We start from the raw sequence: 17,975 nt of genomic DNA, 5'->3' as shown, positions 1-17,975 counted from the left end.
TTCTTATGAAATACCGCTTTGTAGAAGCATTAAATACATTTTTAAATTCAATGGGCCGTAGTGATCTAATTAATCCGCAACTCGACTGTCATTCAAATATTCAATTAGAAATGAATGACTCGCCAGCGATTAATATCGATCTTTCTGGTGATGATTTAATTATTTGGTGTCACCTTGCTGAATATAGTCCCGCAAAATTTGATTCAATGGCGCATATGCTACTGAGCATGATCGTGGAATATTCACCTCGCAATTTTCAATTGGGGCAACCGGCATTGAATCTTATTGATAATAGCTTGGTGCTTTCGGCTGTGATGAAAGAGTCAGCCTTAAACGATACTCAACAATTTGCTGACAGCTTTGAAGAGTTCTTTGAGCGTAGTAATCAATTCCAAACAGTATTAGCTAATTAAATCATGAAGCTTTTTGATTCTTGCGCGCACCCTGCGCGCATTCATGGCTGTTTAATGGAAGCCCCTTTGCAGGGAGTTTTTATTGGTGAGATCTGTGTTGTTGAACGCTCGATAACGTCAAAAGAGCGCATAGCAAAAGCACAAGTCGTGGGGTTTAAAGAGGGCTTAACTGTGCTCAGCTTAATTGGTCGAGCACAAGGGTTAACGCGTGATATGGTGATCCGCCCAACGGGCCTACCTTTCGTGTTTGAAATGCATGAGCAGCTTGCCGGTAAAATTTTTGATGCGGCGGGTGAGCAGGTTGGTGTGCTCGGTCATACAGCCGAAACAGCGTTCTGCCCTGACTCAAGACTAATGCGTATTGATAGTCCACCCGCGAGCGTGACATCTCGGCGTCCGATTGATGAACCACTTATCACCGGTATCCGTGCGATAGATGGCTTATTAACCTGTGGTCTTGGGCAGCGTATTGGTATTTTTGCTGCGGCAGGAAGTGGCAAAACTTCATTAATGAATATGATTATTAACCACGCGAAGGCGGATATCCATGTTGTTGCTTTAATCGGTGAGCGTGGCCGAGAGGTTATTGAATTTATTGAGGAGTTACAAGCCTCTCCTCATGCAGCCCAAACGGTGCTTATTTATGCCACTTCCGATAGCCCACCGATAGAGCGGTGTAATGCGGCGTTGCTTGCTACGACAATCGCGGAATATTTCCGTGACCGTAATCGACATGTCTTGTTATTTGTCGATTCAATGACACGTTACGCCAGAGCATTACGTGATGTTGCTTTGGCGGCGGGGGAACTTCCAGCAAGACGAGGCTACCCAGCGTCGGTGTTTGAGCAACTGCCTATGTTGCTTGAGCGCCCAGGTCGTATGCAGCAAGGCTCAATTACCGCCTTTTATACCGTATTGCTAGAAAGTGAAGAAGAGTCAGACCCTATTGGTGATGAAATTCGCTCGATTCTTGATGGGCATATTTATCTTAGCCATAAGTTGGCGGGAAAGGGGCATTACCCAGCGATTGATATTTTGCACAGCATTAGTCGTGTATTCCAAAAAGTCACGACGGATACACATCGCCAAGCCGCAACAAAAGTGCGTGATCGTCTATCTAGGCTAGAACAAATTCAGCTGTATTTGGAGCTTGGCGAATACCAACGTGGGGAAAGTGAAGACAACGACAATGCTTTGGATAAAAAAGAAGATATTGAACAGTTCTTGCAACAAAAGATGGATGAAGCTGAGCATTTCGAAATTGTATTAAACCGCCTCGACTATTTGGCTTCCTGATGATTAAAAGTCTTCTTACGTTAACGGAAAGACGCCTTGATCGCGCTAAACAGGAACAATGGCAAGTGCAGTCAGCAATCCGTGCGCTACAACAACAATTAACGGATATTCAATCGCGTATTGCGATATTGACGACACAAATCGCGTTATATGAGCAATCCGCCGAACTGAGCAAAATGGCTTTTTGGGAGAGCCAAAGGCTGAAAGCCGCTTTGCTCGCGGAAATTGCTCATCTTCAATACCAAACGGAGTCAATTAATACGGAAATGACTCGGTATGAGCAATCACGAAAAAATATTGTTGTGCGTATGTTTGCGTTACGTAACAAGTGCGAGAAATTCCAAAATTATCTCAAGCAGCAACACCGTGCTCGGCGTTTAAAATCGGAACGTCAGCAACAAAATGAAATTGAGGAGTTGTCCGCCTATGGCAACAGTAAAACTGGCGTTGAATGAACTGAGTACTAGGGTAGCGGAAAACCATGCTGCCTTCCCATTAGCAAAAGGTAAACAACCCGATAGCAAGTCGCTAATTAAACAGCGTATGGCGGAGGTCGCTTCGAAGAAAGCACAAACGTCGCCACCACAAAAACGACGCAAGAAAGAAATGGAAGACAGCTTAGCGCTATTATTGGCGCAGTTACCTGTGCACCTACGCCATACTGAAACGGCGGAAAAAATGATGGCATTTTGCCAATTGGGTATCAATGCAACGGCGGATGTGAAAGCCGCCCAATCACACCGTGAATTACCTGTGATAGAAGCATCGCTGTCACATAGGGCGCTACCGATGACAGAAATATCGTCGGACAGTGAGGGTGATTCGACCGATAAAGCGCTTATTGATGCGCCATTAGTTCCTAATCATGTCACGATTGGGCAAGGTGTTATCGGGAAAACTCACTGGCAACAGGAGAGCAATCGGTTATCAAATACTGCTGAAACGGTCTCTGTAGAAACCAATGCAAATTTATCTATCTCTGCAAATACAAATAAAAATGTGGTGAGACATCAAGCGTCAATAACAGCTTTAGCGCCTCAGCCAAAAAAATGGCAAGGAGCAGAGCACAATAAGCACGCATTGCCGCCATCAACGCAGATTAAACATCGTGAAGTAGAGCAAAATGATTTGCATATTCACCATGAAACCCATCATGAAATGCCAATACCGCTAGGCGTAAAAACGACGTCAGTTACTCGAGAGGCGATGTCTGTATCCCCCCTCTCTTTCCAAGCGCCAGCGCTATCTCTGCCTACGCATGAAAGCCGGATTTTGCCTCAATCCGAAATAACCGCACGACCAATGTCACCGTCACCATCTTTGGCTTCTATTTCAGTGGCAGATCAGGGGCAGTACAGTACGCCCTCCTCATTGCCGCTTGTTCAGCCAGCGCAATCACAAAAAATAGATGAAGGCGATACAGTGCCTAAGATTAGCCAGCCATATCCGCAATTGGAAATCGATGACTCCCCTGATTGGGTGATACCACCATTAGCCACTACGACTTGCAATGAAAAGGGGCAAATAGCTCCGATGGTGCAATCTCGTCAACCCACAAATAAAGCAAATTCCACCCTAGATATGGGCACAGAAGCGATGGCGGCAGCGACAGAGAATAAAGTGACACAAATTGAAGGAAGCCGCCTCACTTATACCTTTAATCAATGGCAGAACAGCCCTTCGGTGACATTTGAGTTAGCCACTAGAGGCAGTGAACTATTGGCTACCACCACTAGCCCGGAAGTTCATCGTGCGTTACATGAAAATCAGCACCTTTTACGCAGCGATCATCCGTTATCAATTCGTGATGAAGAATCGCGTCATGAGCGACAGCGCCAACAAAGGCAACAACAGTCTGAGCAAGAAGATCATTAATCATGTTGAATATTCGTCGTATTAGCCAGCGAGCACTCCAAGTACGCGCTTGGCAGCAATGTTACCAACCTGATTTGGAAACCGTCTCCCCCAGACAGGGGGAGCGCTATTTCCAACTGACGTTAATCAGTCACACGGAAAAAGTACATGCACTGGTCAATGTGGAACGTTGGTGTCACCACCATTGGCCCGCTTTCACGCATTATGCTTGGAATAGCATTGATGAGGATAACTTAATCAGTCTATTTACGACTGAAAATCGTGGAATGCGCTTTTTCTCCGAGCATTTCCGTTGTGGTTCACTCGAAATTATTGATGATAGCCCTGCAAAGCCTTGGTTATGTGTGCAAGAGCCGGCTTTGGGCCAGGTGTTGTTACCTTCACCAATAGAAGGGTTAGCAAAACAATCAAAACAACAATTTGCGTTGCATAAGCTTAAGTTACAAGCGGATTGGGTATTGGGCTATAGCTATATTAGCGCAAAACTTCTGCAATCTATCCAGTTGCATGATGTGTTTTGTATTCAGCAATTACTGCTGAATATGTCAATCGCAGGGCGCCCTTTTGCCCGTTTTCAAAAACAACAAGAAGGTCAATTTATGATTGAAGAGACGATCGCCCCTATTGCCGATGAGAGTGCGTTATTACAAGAAGAAACCTTTTCAGATGAGGTTGTGAAACCATTCGATGTGAATGCGATGACAATCAAATTAACGTTTGTACTTGGTCAGACTGAAATTACGCTGAATGAGTTAGCCGATATTCAGCCGGGAGCCGTATATTCGATTGGTGAAAATAAAGAGCGTGAAGTCAAAGTGTATGCCAATAAGCAGCTCATTGCTGAGGGAGAGCTGATTTATATCGGTGAGAGTGACGAGTTAGGCTTAGAAATTACTCGTCTTGCTCATCTGGGTGATAAAAGGCCATAACATGTCCATTGTATCCAACGAAATACCCATGTTGGCACTGGTTTCACTGGCCACATTACTGCCGTTTATTATTGCGGCAGGCACCTGTTATTTAAAAATATCGATCGTATTAATCATGGTACGTAATGCCATGGGGGTTCAACAGGTTCCCTCAACCATGGCTTTAAATGGCATCGCGATGTTGTTATCCCTTTTTGTCATGATGCCAGTGGTACAAGACATTAGCCATTATATGCGTGAAGAGAAGGTGGATTTTGGCAATGTGGAATCGGTCGATAATTTTGTTGATGGCGGCTTAGGACGCTATAAGGCCTATTTACAAAAATATTCTGATCCTGAACTGGTGCAATTTTTCGAATCAGTACAACAGCAGCGAAATGAAGAGCCAATGGACGCCGAAGCGCATTCAGCCACACTATTTTCACTATTACCTGCCTATGCACTGAGTGAAGTTAAGTCAGCATTCGAAATTGGTTTTTATATCTATTTACCCTTTGTTGTGATTGATCTGGTGATATCTAGCATTCTGTTAGCTCTCGGTATGATGATGATGAGCCCAGTCACTATTTCGGTGCCAGTTAAATTGATCCTGTTTGTCGCTATTGATGGATGGTCACTGATTTCGAAAGGGTTAGTGATGCAATATCTTGAATTGGCACAGCAATAACAAGGATACGATGAATGGATGAGATTATTTATAGCAGCAATAAAGCAATGTTATTGATTGTTATGTTATCCGCTATCCCTGTTATTGTGGCGACAGTGGTTGGGTTGCTGGTGGGATTAATCCAAACGGTTACGCAATTACAGGAGCAGACGCTTCCTTTTGGGATTAAATTGCTGGCGGTGTTTGGCTCGTTATTTATGATTTCAGGCTGGCTGGCAGATAAAGTGATGAATTATGCGTTAGAAGTGTTAACGACAGCCATTCCAGCAATAGGGCTTTTGGGATGAATCAAGAGATACTGTCTTTTTATTCGTCCATGTATTTTACCTTTCAGGAAGGGTTAATCACATTAGCTATCGCTTGGGTACGTATTGCTCCAACACTCTTCTTTTTACCTTTTTTGAGTAACAAGTTACTCAGTAGCGGTATGATTAAAAACTGTGTGACTGTCTATATTGTATTAGGGCTCTGGCCACTGCTATCGACTCATAATCTTCAAGAAGAGCGTGTTGGTTTTATGGAAATAGTGCTGTATGAATTAGCGGTAGGGTTAATCACGGCACTTATTTTAGCTTTACCGTTTATGATAGCGAATATTATCGGTGAGCTGATTGATACTCAGCGTGGTGAAACAATTAGCAGTATTGTGGATCCTGCCAGTGGCAGTGAAGCGTCAGAACTTGCGGTCTTTATTAGTTATATCGTGTGTATGGTCTTTTTATCGCAAGGTGGCATGCTATTATTAGTTAAAACATTTGCACAAAGTTATCAGCTATTACCGTTTGCGGCAGGTTTTTCCCAATTTAATAGTTTGCCATTAGGGGAATGGATGAACCAAATGGTGGTAAAAGCGATTATATTGGCGGCACCTATTCTCATTACCCTATTTATTAGTGAAGCTGCATTGGGGTTATATTCACGTTTTTGCCCACAGTTAAATGCGTTTTCTTTATCTTTAACCATTAAGTCAATTATCGCATTTGCTGTTTTTTTGCTCTATTTTCAGAATGAAGTGCCTGATATCTTGGTTAATATGATTTCAACCTCTCCATTACATAACATCTTTATATTATCGGACCCAGCATAGAGCACATATAAAATGGCAGAGAAAACCGAAAAACCTACCGAGAAAAAAATTAAAGATTCTGCTAAAAAAGGGCAAAGCTTTAAAAGTAAAGACAGTGTTGCGGCATTAGTGTTAGTCGTTAGCGTTTATGTAATCACAGGAACAACCAGTTTATTTGAAATAGCTGGATTGATGAAACGTATTTTGTTATCACCTTATAATATTAATATCAATATATTATTAAGGGAGTTTATTGGTGCCTTTCTAAAAATAGTTATTCCTGTACTACTCGCCTGTTTTATTTCAGGAGCGATACTTTCTTTATTACAAAGTCGTTTCCGCTTAGCAACAGAAGCCATTAAAGTTGATTTTTCAAAGCTCAATCCAATTTCAGGGATTAAGAAAATATTTTCACTGAATTCTCTTAAGGAATTAATTAAAGCATTTCTTTATCTGATCGTATTTTCTATCTCGGCCATGGTATTTTTTATTCTTTGGCGGCATGACATTTTCTTGCTGTATCGTAGCACGATAAATGGAGTGATTTATCAATGGGTGGGGCTGTGCGCTACCTTTGTTGTCGTTTTTTTAGCCGTTGCGTTATTTATCATCTTAGTGGATGTGGTCACAGAATTCTTCTTGTTTATTAAGGGATTAAAAATGGAAAAACAGGAAGTGAAAAAAGAGTATAAAGATAATGAAGGGGATCCTCACTTAAAAAGCGCTCGTAAAGGGCTGCATCAGGAAATATTGTCGGAAGAGGTGAAATCCAATGTGCGTAACTCGACTTTTGTGATGGCAAACCCGACGCATATTGCAATGTTAATTTATTATAATAATGATATTGCGCCATTACCTTTTTTATTATTTAAAAGCCATGGATTACAGGCAAAAATGATTGTTCGATATGCCGAGCAACAAGGCGTTCCTGTTGTCCGTGATATTCCATTAGCTAGAAAAATATGGCGCTATTATCGGAAAGATAGTTTTATTGATGAGCATGGTTTGCAGGATGTAATGCGGATCATCAATTGGTTAATTCGCATTGAATTAGAAAAGATGGGAATAGATCTCGATGAAGAATCAATGAAACTAATAAATGAGAGAAAAATCATTCAGGAAGATAAAGACAGTTAAATTAACCATTTGTCGATAATATCGTTTTTTATAAGAAAATTCAGTTTTGAATAGTTATGATGTAATTATTAATGATATTGCGTCATATATCCTACATTTTTATAAGGTGAATATATGAGTAACAAAGAAAAACAGTCTATAGATATGGATGAATTGCTTAATGATGTTACGTCGGCATTAATGTCTGGGGCAACTTATAAAGATATTCATGGTATTTCACAAGAGATGATGGATGGCATCTATGCCTACGCTTATGAGTTTTATCAACAAGGAAAATTAAAAGAAGCAGAAACCTTTTTTCGCTTTTTGAGTATTTATGATTTTTATAATACCGACTATGTGATGGGGCTTGCCGCTGTTTACCAATTAACTAAACGTTATGAAAAGGCCGCTGAACTTTATGCATTAGCTTTTGTATTGGCTAAGGATGACTATCGTCCTTTATTTCATGCTGGCCAATGTAATTTGATGCTTAAAAAAAGCAGTGCAGCACTGCACTGTTTCGAAAATGTTTGTAATAGCAGTACCGATAGTGAGTTAAAAGCCAAATCTCAGGCTTACCTTAATGCATTGAAAAAGAATCTTGAAAAGACTGATTCAGTGCAGAAAGACTCTTCAATAAAGTAGAGGAAACAATATGGCAGCAATCACCAATATAACATCTGATAGGATAGGCCTAGTCAAAGCCTTTCAGCAAGGTGTTAATCCATTAGAAATGGGGGATAACATCGCCAAAGCGATGTTAAGTATGGAGACCGCATGCGAAGAATTAACATCAAATGAACAAGTGAAACGCAGTAAATTAGAAAGCCAGCCGCAACTGCAAGAGCCGAAAAAAGGTGTGAATGCAAGAGTGTCAATGATGGAGGCTTTCTCATCGATACGTAAGATATTAGGTGAAAATAATATCAATGAATTACGTAATCAACTGCATCAGTTAAATATTGAATCCGATGCGCTGAGGCAACATGGCAATGCGTTATTAGATTCATTTGTAAAAAATACAGAAAAACTACAGCAAGCTGAAAAAGATGTGAATGCTATTTGCGTTGACCATACTAATACCAAAAATGAGTTAGAGGAGCTAACGAAAACACAGACCCAGCAGCAAAATCGACTGAATGAAAATAAGCAGGCGTTAGCCAGTAAAACGAACGCACTCGATTTTGCTAAAGCGAGTTTAAGTGGGATACCAAAACCCCCTAAAACAGCCGATGACAAGCAAGATGCGCAAAAACTGACTCAGTTAATTGAACAGCTAACAACGGAAGTGAATGAGCTTAAACAGCAGGGGGGACAATTAACGACTCAGCTTGCGCAAAGTAATACCCAACTTGCTGATTTAGAATTAAAACTATCTACGATTGAAAGCAATCTTAAGGCCGCGTATTCAACAGCAGAAAAACTTACTGTGGCTGCTAATAGTGATCGCGACGTTTTAAATAAATTTATCCAAAATGCACCACGCCCTGTCGAAGTCGACGGTGAAAAGTGGGAAAACACGCTTGCTCTATTGACCATGTTAACCGCATCGCTGAAAAAAGCGATGAATGAAAACTCTATCCGCAATATGAAAGAGCAAGAAGAGGTGATGGCTAAGATCAGCGAAGCCTCTCGTAAAGATTCAGAGAAAAAAGCCAAAGAAGCCGAAGAGGCTCAGCGTAAAGCAGATGCTGCCAATAAAGCCGCATCGTGCGCCAGTAAGATTTTTAGCTACGTCATGTTAGCGGTTTCTGTTATTGCGACAGTCGCAACATTCGGCGCGGCTGCACCATTAACCCTTGCCGTTGCCGCAATCGGTATCGCCATTTCTGTCACTGATATCGTGTTGGAAGAGACGGGTAATGCAAGTTTAATGCAGATGTTAGCGACGGAAATTTCAAATGTTGTCACGGATATGTTGATATCGTTTGGGATGTCTGCCGAAGAGGCGAAAAAGATTGGTAGCATTGTTGGCATGGTTGTCGCAGCCGTCGCTTTTCTGGCGCTCTCTTTGGTTTCTATGTCCTCTTTTGTGAAAAACATCGCCAATACCGTAAAAACGGTCGTCAAAATTGCGGCCAATACGCTGAAAACTGTCGTGAAAAGCACATTAAAGGCGATGGCGAATACGATCGTCAATCTCGTTAAAAACCTGCTCAGCAAAATTAAAACGTTAGGCAAAGCCGCGGATGACATGGTGGTATTAACGAAATTTACTAAATTAGCCGATGCGGCGGAAGAGTTACAAAGTACCGTTAAAACAGCCAATCAGGTCGTGAGGAAGGCTCGTGATATTAAAAATGTCGCAAAAGCCGTTGATAGGACGCATGAGCAGGCTGATAGCATCAAAGATACTGCAAAAGCGGTCGACAAGTTACATGAACAGGCAGACAGCGCTAAGCATGCAGTAAAAACGGTTAATCAGGTGAATGAACAAGCAGACGGTATTAAGGATGCCGTGAAAACCGTTGATAAGGTGCATCAGCAAGCAGATAGCATCAAAGATACGGTGAAAGTGGTCGATAAAGTCGCTGATCAGGTTGAGGATGTTGCTGATATCGTTGATACAGGGAAAAAACTGGGCAAACAGAGCCTATTAGCGTCACGTGTCGAAGTTGGTGCGAAAGGGGCTGGTGTTGCGACGTCGGTGACAAGTGCGGTGACTGTTGGAGCATTACGCTTAGAAGGGGCCGCGCAACTACGAGAGCTTAAGACGCTATTCGCCAAAATGATGATGAATGATGAAATCATTAAAGTTCTCGATGAGTTGCTTGAGTCTCTGATTAAGATGCTGTCAAAACAATATGAGGTGTTTAATAACCTATTTACTGACACGCTGACCTCATTGAAACAATCAAATGAGCGTAAAGCTAATTCAATCAATCTCTCTAATTATGCCTAATTTTCATTAAGGAACTCTATTATGACGACTATTTCCTCACCAACGCCGTTTTCTATTCCAACCCAAAAGTTAGGCAATCTTGAGGGGCTGACTACTTTAACCGGTAGCGAAACTCAAACGATGTCAACGCAAGCACCAGCACAGCAAGTGTCCATCAAAGATGCTGTCGATATTACTGTGCTACGAACGCAAGATAAGCCGTTATTAAAGCTCCCTGAGCAAACGACGGTTAGTCCATCACTCCTGTTTGAAGTGAAAAACATGAACAAGGTCGAGCTTGAAGAGACCTCGAAAGTCATAGGCGGATTTTCATCGGCTTATGCAAACCTTCAGGAGCATATTGCCGTCACAGCAATCAAAGTTGAAAAAGCCGTCAGAGAAGTGATAACGGAAGAAAATAGCAAGTTGGAAAAAATGTTCCCAACAATCGCTAATTTGGACGAAAGCGAGATCAAGCAATTATCTCAAGGGGTTAATTTAATGCTGGCAGCCTCGGCAATTAAAGATGTGCAAGTGGCTCAAGCAAATAGTGAGGATGTAAAACCTGGTATTCAGTCACTTGACGCAATAAAAGAGAGCCAATTTATCGGCATTATGAGTAGCGATATTTTAATGGAGCTACGTAACCTACTGAGCCAGATTAAATCGATTATTAATACCGCTGATCGCCAACTACAAGCGGATTTTTTAAAGCTAAAAACGCAAATGGTGCAAAGTGCAGCAGATACAACGATTCAAGAGGGTAAAAAAGCATTTGAAGGAGCACTGATGGGATTTGCGGTTTCTCTGGGTGTAACACTTGCGGGGGCGGCATTACAAACTAAGCAATTAGTGAAACAAACCAAAGCTATTAATGTTCACGGTGTCGAAAGGCATAAATTATCTACTCAAGCACAATCAGAGATTGAAAGCAGTCGCCCATATATGAAAAAAACGGGAAATAAAGCGCTTGATCAACAAAATGAGTTACATGTTACTAACGTTCAAGATAAGGTTAAAGGATTGCAGTTAAAAGCGGAGCGGGAGCAACTGCAACTCGATCGAATTACCAACCAGACCCAAAAGAAATCGAGCATTATTGAAACAATGACTCGTTTATCCGATAACGCAGGTCAATTGGTAACTTCTGCGCTTAATATAGAGGTGAAAGCACTAGAAGCCCAAAAAATGGTGCTACAAGATATTGGTGATACTGCACGTGCTATAGCAAGTGATAAAGAAAAACAGATTGATACTGTTCTGGATTTGATGAAAAAAGTCTTTGATATTTTAAAAGAAATTATTGAGGGGCAAATCCGTACATTCCAAGCTGTTGCAACCAGAGGTTAGAGTATGAACGGAGTTAATATTGTTATCCAACCATCAGCTCTTGCTTCGATGACACCATCATCAGCGACAATAACTCATGATGATAGCGTGGTATCTCCACTGAATTTACAGGGGACATTTGTCCCCGATTTAGAACTCCCTATAGAGGAACGAGCTGAAAAAATCCTGCAGCAATATGGTGTTGACTACCCTGAAAAAAATAATTACCTGATTTCTAATAATATGCAAGACCATGAGCAAATCTTGGCACTAACGAGACTTGCACAATTTGAATTTAAAGATTCAATGGATAAAACCAGTAATCTTATTGCCTCAATGTCGGCGGAAATTACAAAAACTGAGGATGGCCGATCGCACATTAAAAGTATCAAGGGGTTAATTGATAATATTAACTCTAACTACCAAAAAAGCTTTGGTGAAATAACTAAAGGGGCGACGAAATATATGGAAACGCTTAATAAAGCATTAGGCTTATTGAGTACTTATATTTCAGCAGGAAAAGATGGTAAGATACGCTTTGATAGGTCAAAGTTTAATAATCAATTTATGATAGCTCTAAAGGATTATGTTATACCGAAAACCGGTACGGCATGGGATGCTTGGAGAGAGAAAGTTATTGATGATGATAGAATAAGCGATTTTATTAATGATATCGCTTCTATATCTTTTAAAGAGGGGGTGACAAGATCTACTATAGAGGGGGTGGCAAGTTTTTTTAAGAAAAAATTAGAAGGGCAAGGTTTTATTGTGAAAGAAACAGATGGAAAAATTAAAATTTACCCTGATTTTAATGTTGTCAAGGAAATAAAAAAAATAGTTGATGGTGTTGGATTAGATAAGGATGGTGACCTAATTTCCCAAGCGTTCCAAAGTATGCAAACGGCGATTGATAGTAAAAAAAATTCAGTGAATAATAGTGTATCCCGTTTATTAGAAGCTTTCCGTCAAGATAATAGCCATTTTGAAACTTTAACTCAATTATTAATTCAGTTATTAAAAGACCTATTTCAATATAATGCAGGTTTTGCTAATACATAACTGTTTAAAGACAATGTATCTTAATAGAGTGGGGTTTAAATACCCTGCTCTATTCTATTGTATCGAAATGGCTAATTATATTTATATAATTAAAAGGAGTTTCTATGCCAACAATCTCTCCCTCTACAACTATGCGAAGCACCGTTGAGCATAGGAGTAATATTCAGGCTAATGAATCCACTCATACATTGTTAAATGTTATGAATGGAGCTTTAAATATCGGTGATAGTAGCCCTATACAAATGGGAAAAAGAATCAATTTTTTTGCAAGTAGTAAAGTTCTACATCGTGAGCTTGATAGTGCTAAAGCAAATAACTTATTTACATTATTAAAAAACTCATCAGACAATTTAGTAGCAAAATATCATCTGACACCTGATATGATTGTAAATGTTCTAAGAGAAGACAAGAATAATATCAATGCAGTGTTAACTTCCTTTTCATTATTAAGCAAAGATGAAATTCCTTCTTCCGTATTAAATAGTCTTGCCAAAAATATTGCGGTGATGTCTAAGTCCTCAGCGGAAGTATCAAGTAAAACTTTAAGTAGCGAATTATTCAATTTATTACCTAAATTTGAAAGCAAACTGCAAACACGGTTTTTATCGGAATATGTTACGCCTGCGATTAAAGCTAAATTAAATGAAACTTATACTGATAGTCAATTGAAGCAGATGGCAGGTCTTGACTCTGCTCAACAGATTGATGATACAACACTGGTTAATCATTTTTTAAATCCAACGTTAGTACAGGAAAAACTAACAGGATTTGAGCGTGGGGTTAAGTCGAGCCAAGAGTTAAAATCTTGGAGTAATAAGAATTATAGATTGAATCAATGTTTTCAAAATTTAGAGGAACACATTGAAATTATTCTTGTAAATAAGCTGAGTGTACCGAGTGCAGATCATGCTCCTGTACAGATGAAACCAAAAGCAACAAGACAAGAACAGCCAACTTTATTGACCAATCCACAGCAGTCAGATGATGTGGATGGTGTGCCATATCAAACCAGTAGCCAAACGTCAGCGCCGATCATCAATAATTATTATATAACTAATAATTATGCTTGCCCTCACTGTATTTGTAAGGTGTCCGATACACCGAGTCGTTATGGTAGTGTGGCAACGACGGTAAATATTGACAGCGCGGCCTCTTTTCAGGCGGCGCCGAGTAAGACGATAGCGCAAAAAACCGCGACACCAGCGGCGGAAACCCCAACAACCTACCGAACTGAATTGCATGTTCAGCTCAGCGGTGACGGGAAAATTGTAAAACAGGATAGCCCGACACCGCCAAATAACGCCACTCAAGTTGATGATAGCGCCTCTCACCAGCCAGCGTTAAAAGATAAATCGAGTGGTGAAACATCAGAGAGCACTGAGCCACAAACAGGGGTCAATGAGGCGATTCTGCTGCAATCCAATCAAGAAAAAGAGGCTCCTGAACTTCCTCCTCGCCATCAAATGGGGGGGTATACACGCACAATGGATGGTAAATGGTTACCAAATACACAACAAACTGCCCCATTTGTGATCACCAGCGGGGGATTTAACCAAAGCACAAACCCTGTAGGCAGGTTGCAGTATAGCGCGAGTGATTCCAAGGTTGAGAGTGCAAAACCGACCGATCAACAGCTCATTGCAGCACAACGACAAAGAGCAGTAGATGGAATCGACTCTCAGTCGTTAGAAGAGCAAGTGACTCAACAGACAGATCATCTGTTTGATGCTCAGATACAACCGAATAGCCATTCACATTTAGTGGATGCGGCAAAGCAAGTGGCAACTGAATTAAGCAATATGCTGGATGTGGCAAATCGCTCTGCCATGGTGCTGAAAGACACGTCATTAGCGGCTGAACAAGCTACGCGCCAGTTAGATACACAACAATCACTAGATGATAAAGAGAAACCGGCTGTTCAATCGAAAGCAAGTTTTCCGTTGAGCAGCCATGCAAGTGGGATTTATCACGCTAAGGTGGCACAGGTTGTGGAAGAGCAGCCAACGGCAACAGTCGTTATTGAAAAAGAGAGTGCCGAACCGGTTGGAGCACAGCCTATTCATTATACTGAAACCACGGAGAAAAAAGCAGATAGCGATGTGACGAAGAAAAAATATCGTTGGCAGGTGAATACGGATAATCGGGTATATACGACGTCAGGTGGGCAGGCTAGAGATTTGTCACAGAAAAAACGTTATATCGGCGATGATCAGCGATTTAAATTAGGAAATGGGTCATGAGTACAGATAATTTAATTCATCAAACATGGCTGACGGAGCAAATAAAAGCGATCCGTGCCTATTCGGGGATCCATAAACCCATTACGATGGATTCGACCTTAATTTTAGATTTACATATTGATTCATTGGAAATGCTTGAGCTAATCACCGCCATTGAAGATTACACTGGCCAACGATTAAACGATAATATCTGGGTAAAATGGCATCGATTACAGGATATTGTTGATTACCTTTCTCAAACGAAGACCTGAAATTATTTTTACATCATGACCTGATAACAAGGATGTTCAGGTCATATCCGTGGTAATCGTACTTGTTCTATATACAACATCTTTAACAGTAATTCTGTTTACTGCTTAATGTTAAATTCACATAATATTAGACCATCTGTTTATTCTATTAATACAAACGTTTTTGTGTTTATATTGAAAAATAGCCATCGACGAGTATTTTCTCAAAACAACATATCACAAAATAAATCTGATTTAGCCAGTTAAAGATAATCTCATGGCAAATCCAAAAACCAGTGGTACTTAGGCGAGTCATTAACAAAAGGCTCGTTAGCGTTATCGCTTAAAATCGGTATTGAGTCATCATAAAAAGATTTGTTTTTGGGTTGATTATGAAAATTTTGTTTTAAAAAAACAAAAAATGGAAAATGAAAAATAATGGGGTTAATTTGATAATTTTATTTATGTTCTTTTTACAACAATAGGTTATTAACAATAAAATATATTTTATAAAATAAAAATTACATTAAATCATCATCTCATGAAATCGATCACAGAATGTACGATTCGTTAAATATATATTTCGAAACATTAATTTCATTATCTGGAGATGGGGATGAATGCGATTTCAGCGAGATATACGTTTATTCAACAAGTCGTTATTGAAGCCGGCAAATTAGCCGTATCTTACTATCATGACCGAAACCAATTAAATATTGAAAAGAAAAAAGAGGATGGGCAGGATTTAGTCACTATTGCGGATAAAAATACGGAACAATTTATTCGTGAGAAAATTCATCAGCAATACCCCCTCGATGCTCTATTTGGTGAAGAAGGGGGTTATACACAAGGCGCATCGCAATATACTTGGGTTGTTGATCCTATTGATGGCACAAGTGCATTTATTTTTGGATTGCCTTCTTGGTGTATTTCGATAGCCCTCTTGGATGAACAACAAAATACACAAATTGCGGTTGTGTATGATCCCGTACAGGAGGAGTTGTTTCATGCAATGGCGGGTCATGGCGCTTATTTAAACCAATCACCTATCCAAGTTAATGCTGTTCAATCCCTGAATAAAGGTTTATTTGGCGTTGGTATTTCAACGCGTCTATCGCCTGAATACATTATTCCTTTTCTCGATAAATTGCTCCACGCAAAAGGAATGTTTATACGCAATGGCTCTGCCGCATTAATGTTGGCTTATGTGGCGGCTGGGAAATTAATTGGTTATTACGAACCTCATTTAAATTCATGGGATTGCCTTGCGGGCTTATTGTTAATTCAAGAAGCTGGCGGTGTCATGAATAACTATAAAGAAAAGGACGATTTCTTGTTAAAAGGGAATTATGTGTTGGCATCTAGCCCTGGGGTATATCAGCAACTCGCCTCATTTAGAGATTAAAATAATAAAATTAGTAAAAGGTCAATAATATGAGTTCTAAATTTTCGTTTTTTGATATTAAAAGGCTACCGGCAGGAAAAATACCCCTCTCTGTACAACGTGATTTATGGTTAAGAAAGTTTATGGAGCCATTCATCGTGATGTGTTTGGCTTATACAGGGATCTATTTTCTTCGCTATAATTTCAAAGCAGCAACCCCATTTATTATTGAACAAACCAGTTTTACATTAAGTGATTTAGGCACAGTTGGCTTTGGGTTCTCTATTACATACAGTCTAGGCCGTGTATTACTCTCGTATTATATTGACGGTAAAAATACCAAGAAAATACTCAGTTTCTTATTAATGCTCTCGTGTGCCTCTTCATTTGCTATCGGGATGTTTTTACTTTCGTCAGGGCATTCTCTCGGGATCTTTATTTTCTTATGGGCGCTAACGGGTCTATTTCAAGCGCCGGGCGGCCCTTGCTCTAATTCAACCATAAACCGTTGGACGCCAAGAAAAAATCGAGGCCGTTTTATCTCTTGGTGGAATGCGTCACATAATATCGGGGCAATTTTAGCTGGGCCGATTGCATTATTTGGTATGGAATATGCCTTTAATGGCAATGTGGCAGGAATGTTTATTTTCCCAATTCTTTTTGCTGGGGTTATTGCTACATTTGGGATGTTCTTCGGTAAAGATGATCCGTCTGAGTTAGGGTGGAATACGCCAGAAGAGATTTTTGATGAACCAATCTCCAAAGATGATACCGCCGCGGAGAGTATGTCAAAATCTGAAATTTTTGTGAAATATGTGCTGAAAAATCCGGCGGTTTGGTTTTTATGTTTTGCCAACCTTTGTGTTTATACCATCCGTATTGGTGTTGATAACTGGAGTGTGGCATATGTCAAAATGGCGCTTGATTGGGATGATATTTCCGCGATAGGTACGATTACGGCATTAGAATTAGGCGGATTTCTAGGATCACTCACTTGGGGTTATGTGTCCGATAAAATGGGCGGTCGCCGCGCATTACTCGGTATGTTATGTATGATTTCAGTGATTTTCCCATTAATCGCTTATCAAAATATGTCCAGCGTATGGGGCATTTATATTGCATTGTTCTTTGAAGGATTCTTTATTTTTGGCCCTGTGATCTTAATCGGCATCTCTATCATTGGCTTTGCACCAAAATGTGCAACCGCGGTAGTGAACTCCATTCCAGGCTTCTTTGGTTATCTGTTTGGCGATGGAATGGCAAAAGTGTTAGTGTCTCGTATCGCTGATCCAACAGGGAAAGGTATCTCAGTGGGGGGCTTCACGTTTCATGGTTGGTCAGATACTTTCTATCTGTTATTTGCCGCAACCGCTGTAGGTATTGTGATGCTAGCGGTAGTCGCCTTCTATGAGGAGCGTAAAATTCGCCGTGACCGTAGTATCGGCCATTAAGTGATGTGTTTTCTACCCCATATACCTATGGGGTAG

Annotated in this window: 17 protein-coding genes; all 17 read left to right on the top strand. The window is 40.4% G+C overall.

The window, feature by feature from the left end; all coding sequences use genetic code 11:
• Window positions 1-5: 5 nt before the first annotated feature.
• The 17 genes from PR699_RS15280 (at window position 6) to uhpT (ending at window position 17,939) form a co-directional block, all read left to right on the top strand.
• Window positions 6-413 carry a type III secretion system protein gene (locus PR699_RS15280; protein ID WP_014657096.1) on the top strand — a complete coding sequence of 136 codons (408 nt, stop codon included), beginning with the start codon at window positions 6-8 and terminating at the stop codon, window positions 411-413.
• Window positions 414-416: 3 nt separating this feature from the next.
• Window positions 417-1,709 (top strand): type III secretion system ATPase SctN, encoded by a 1,293-nt coding sequence (gene sctN, locus PR699_RS15275; protein ID WP_014657095.1) that lies wholly within the window; start codon window positions 417-419, stop codon window positions 1,707-1,709.
• A complete protein-coding gene (locus PR699_RS15270; RefSeq protein ID WP_004926241.1) occupies window positions 1,709-2,164 on the top strand; it encodes a hypothetical protein in 456 nt (151 codons plus the stop codon). Before sctN ends, PR699_RS15270 begins: the two co-directional genes overlap by 1 nt.
• Window positions 2,136-3,584: a hypothetical protein gene (locus tag PR699_RS15265; RefSeq protein ID WP_014657094.1), complete on the top strand. Its 1,449-nt coding sequence runs from the start codon at window positions 2,136-2,138 to the stop codon at window positions 3,582-3,584. The genes PR699_RS15270 and PR699_RS15265 overlap by 29 nt, the downstream gene beginning before the upstream one ends.
• Before the next feature lie 2 nt (window positions 3,585-3,586).
• A complete protein-coding gene (locus PR699_RS15260; protein WP_014657093.1) occupies window positions 3,587-4,513 on the top strand; it encodes a FliM/FliN family flagellar motor switch protein in 927 nt (308 codons plus the stop codon).
• Window position 4,514: 1 nt separating this feature from the next.
• Window positions 4,515-5,180, top strand: coding sequence for an EscR/YscR/HrcR family type III secretion system export apparatus protein (locus PR699_RS15255; RefSeq protein ID WP_036942351.1), 666 nt, complete (start codon window positions 4,515-4,517; stop codon window positions 5,178-5,180).
• Between the two features lie 14 nt (window positions 5,181-5,194).
• Entirely contained in the window at window positions 5,195-5,467 is a 273-nt protein-coding gene (gene sctS, locus PR699_RS15250) for a type III secretion system export apparatus subunit SctS (protein WP_004926250.1), read from the top strand.
• On the top strand, window positions 5,464-6,267 hold the full coding sequence (sctT, locus tag PR699_RS15245) for a type III secretion system export apparatus subunit SctT (protein WP_014657091.1): 804 nt from the start codon (window positions 5,464-5,466) through the stop codon (window positions 6,265-6,267). The genes sctS and sctT overlap by 4 nt, the downstream gene beginning before the upstream one ends.
• A 12-nt stretch (window positions 6,268-6,279) precedes the next feature.
• Complete coding sequence (locus PR699_RS15240) at window positions 6,280-7,383, top strand: EscU/YscU/HrcU family type III secretion system export apparatus switch protein (RefSeq protein ID WP_249890607.1); 1,104 nt, start codon at window positions 6,280-6,282, stop codon at window positions 7,381-7,383.
• A 114-nt stretch (window positions 7,384-7,497) separates the two neighbouring features.
• A complete protein-coding gene (gene sicA / locus PR699_RS15235; RefSeq protein ID WP_014657088.1) occupies window positions 7,498-8,010 on the top strand; it encodes a type III secretion system translocator chaperone SicA in 513 nt (170 codons plus the stop codon).
• Between the two features lie 10 nt (window positions 8,011-8,020).
• Window positions 8,021-10,267 carry a type III secretion system translocon subunit SctE gene (gene sctE / locus PR699_RS15230; protein WP_060561524.1) on the top strand — a complete coding sequence of 749 codons (2,247 nt, stop codon included), beginning with the start codon at window positions 8,021-8,023 and terminating at the stop codon, window positions 10,265-10,267.
• Window positions 10,268-10,288: 21 nt separating this feature from the next.
• Window positions 10,289-11,596: a hypothetical protein gene (locus PR699_RS15225; RefSeq protein ID WP_060561525.1), complete on the top strand. Its 1,308-nt coding sequence runs from the start codon at window positions 10,289-10,291 to the stop codon at window positions 11,594-11,596.
• Between the two features lie 3 nt (window positions 11,597-11,599).
• On the top strand, window positions 11,600-12,634 hold the full coding sequence (locus PR699_RS15220; protein ID WP_272572921.1) for a hypothetical protein: 1,035 nt from the start codon (window positions 11,600-11,602) through the stop codon (window positions 12,632-12,634).
• Window positions 12,635-12,738: 104 nt separating this feature from the next.
• Window positions 12,739-14,874 (top strand): hypothetical protein, encoded by a 2,136-nt coding sequence (locus tag PR699_RS15215; protein ID WP_014657080.1) that lies wholly within the window; start codon window positions 12,739-12,741, stop codon window positions 14,872-14,874.
• Window positions 14,871-15,125: an acyl carrier protein gene (locus PR699_RS15210; protein WP_004926263.1), complete on the top strand. Its 255-nt coding sequence runs from the start codon at window positions 14,871-14,873 to the stop codon at window positions 15,123-15,125. The genes PR699_RS15215 and PR699_RS15210 overlap by 4 nt, the downstream gene beginning before the upstream one ends.
• A 595-nt stretch (window positions 15,126-15,720) precedes the next feature.
• Window positions 15,721-16,509: an inositol monophosphatase gene (locus PR699_RS15205; RefSeq protein WP_014657079.1), complete on the top strand. Its 789-nt coding sequence runs from the start codon at window positions 15,721-15,723 to the stop codon at window positions 16,507-16,509.
• Between the two features lie 29 nt (window positions 16,510-16,538).
• Complete coding sequence (gene uhpT / locus PR699_RS15200) at window positions 16,539-17,939, top strand: hexose-6-phosphate:phosphate antiporter (RefSeq protein ID WP_004926266.1); 1,401 nt, start codon at window positions 16,539-16,541, stop codon at window positions 17,937-17,939.
• The last annotated feature ends 36 nt before the right edge of the window (window positions 17,940-17,975 follow it).

It is taken from the genome of Providencia sp. PROV268, assembly GCF_028477805.1.
GTDB classification, from domain to species: domain Bacteria; phylum Pseudomonadota; class Gammaproteobacteria; order Enterobacterales; family Enterobacteriaceae; genus Providencia; species Providencia stuartii.
This window is presented reverse-complemented; position numbering and strand designations above follow the sequence as displayed.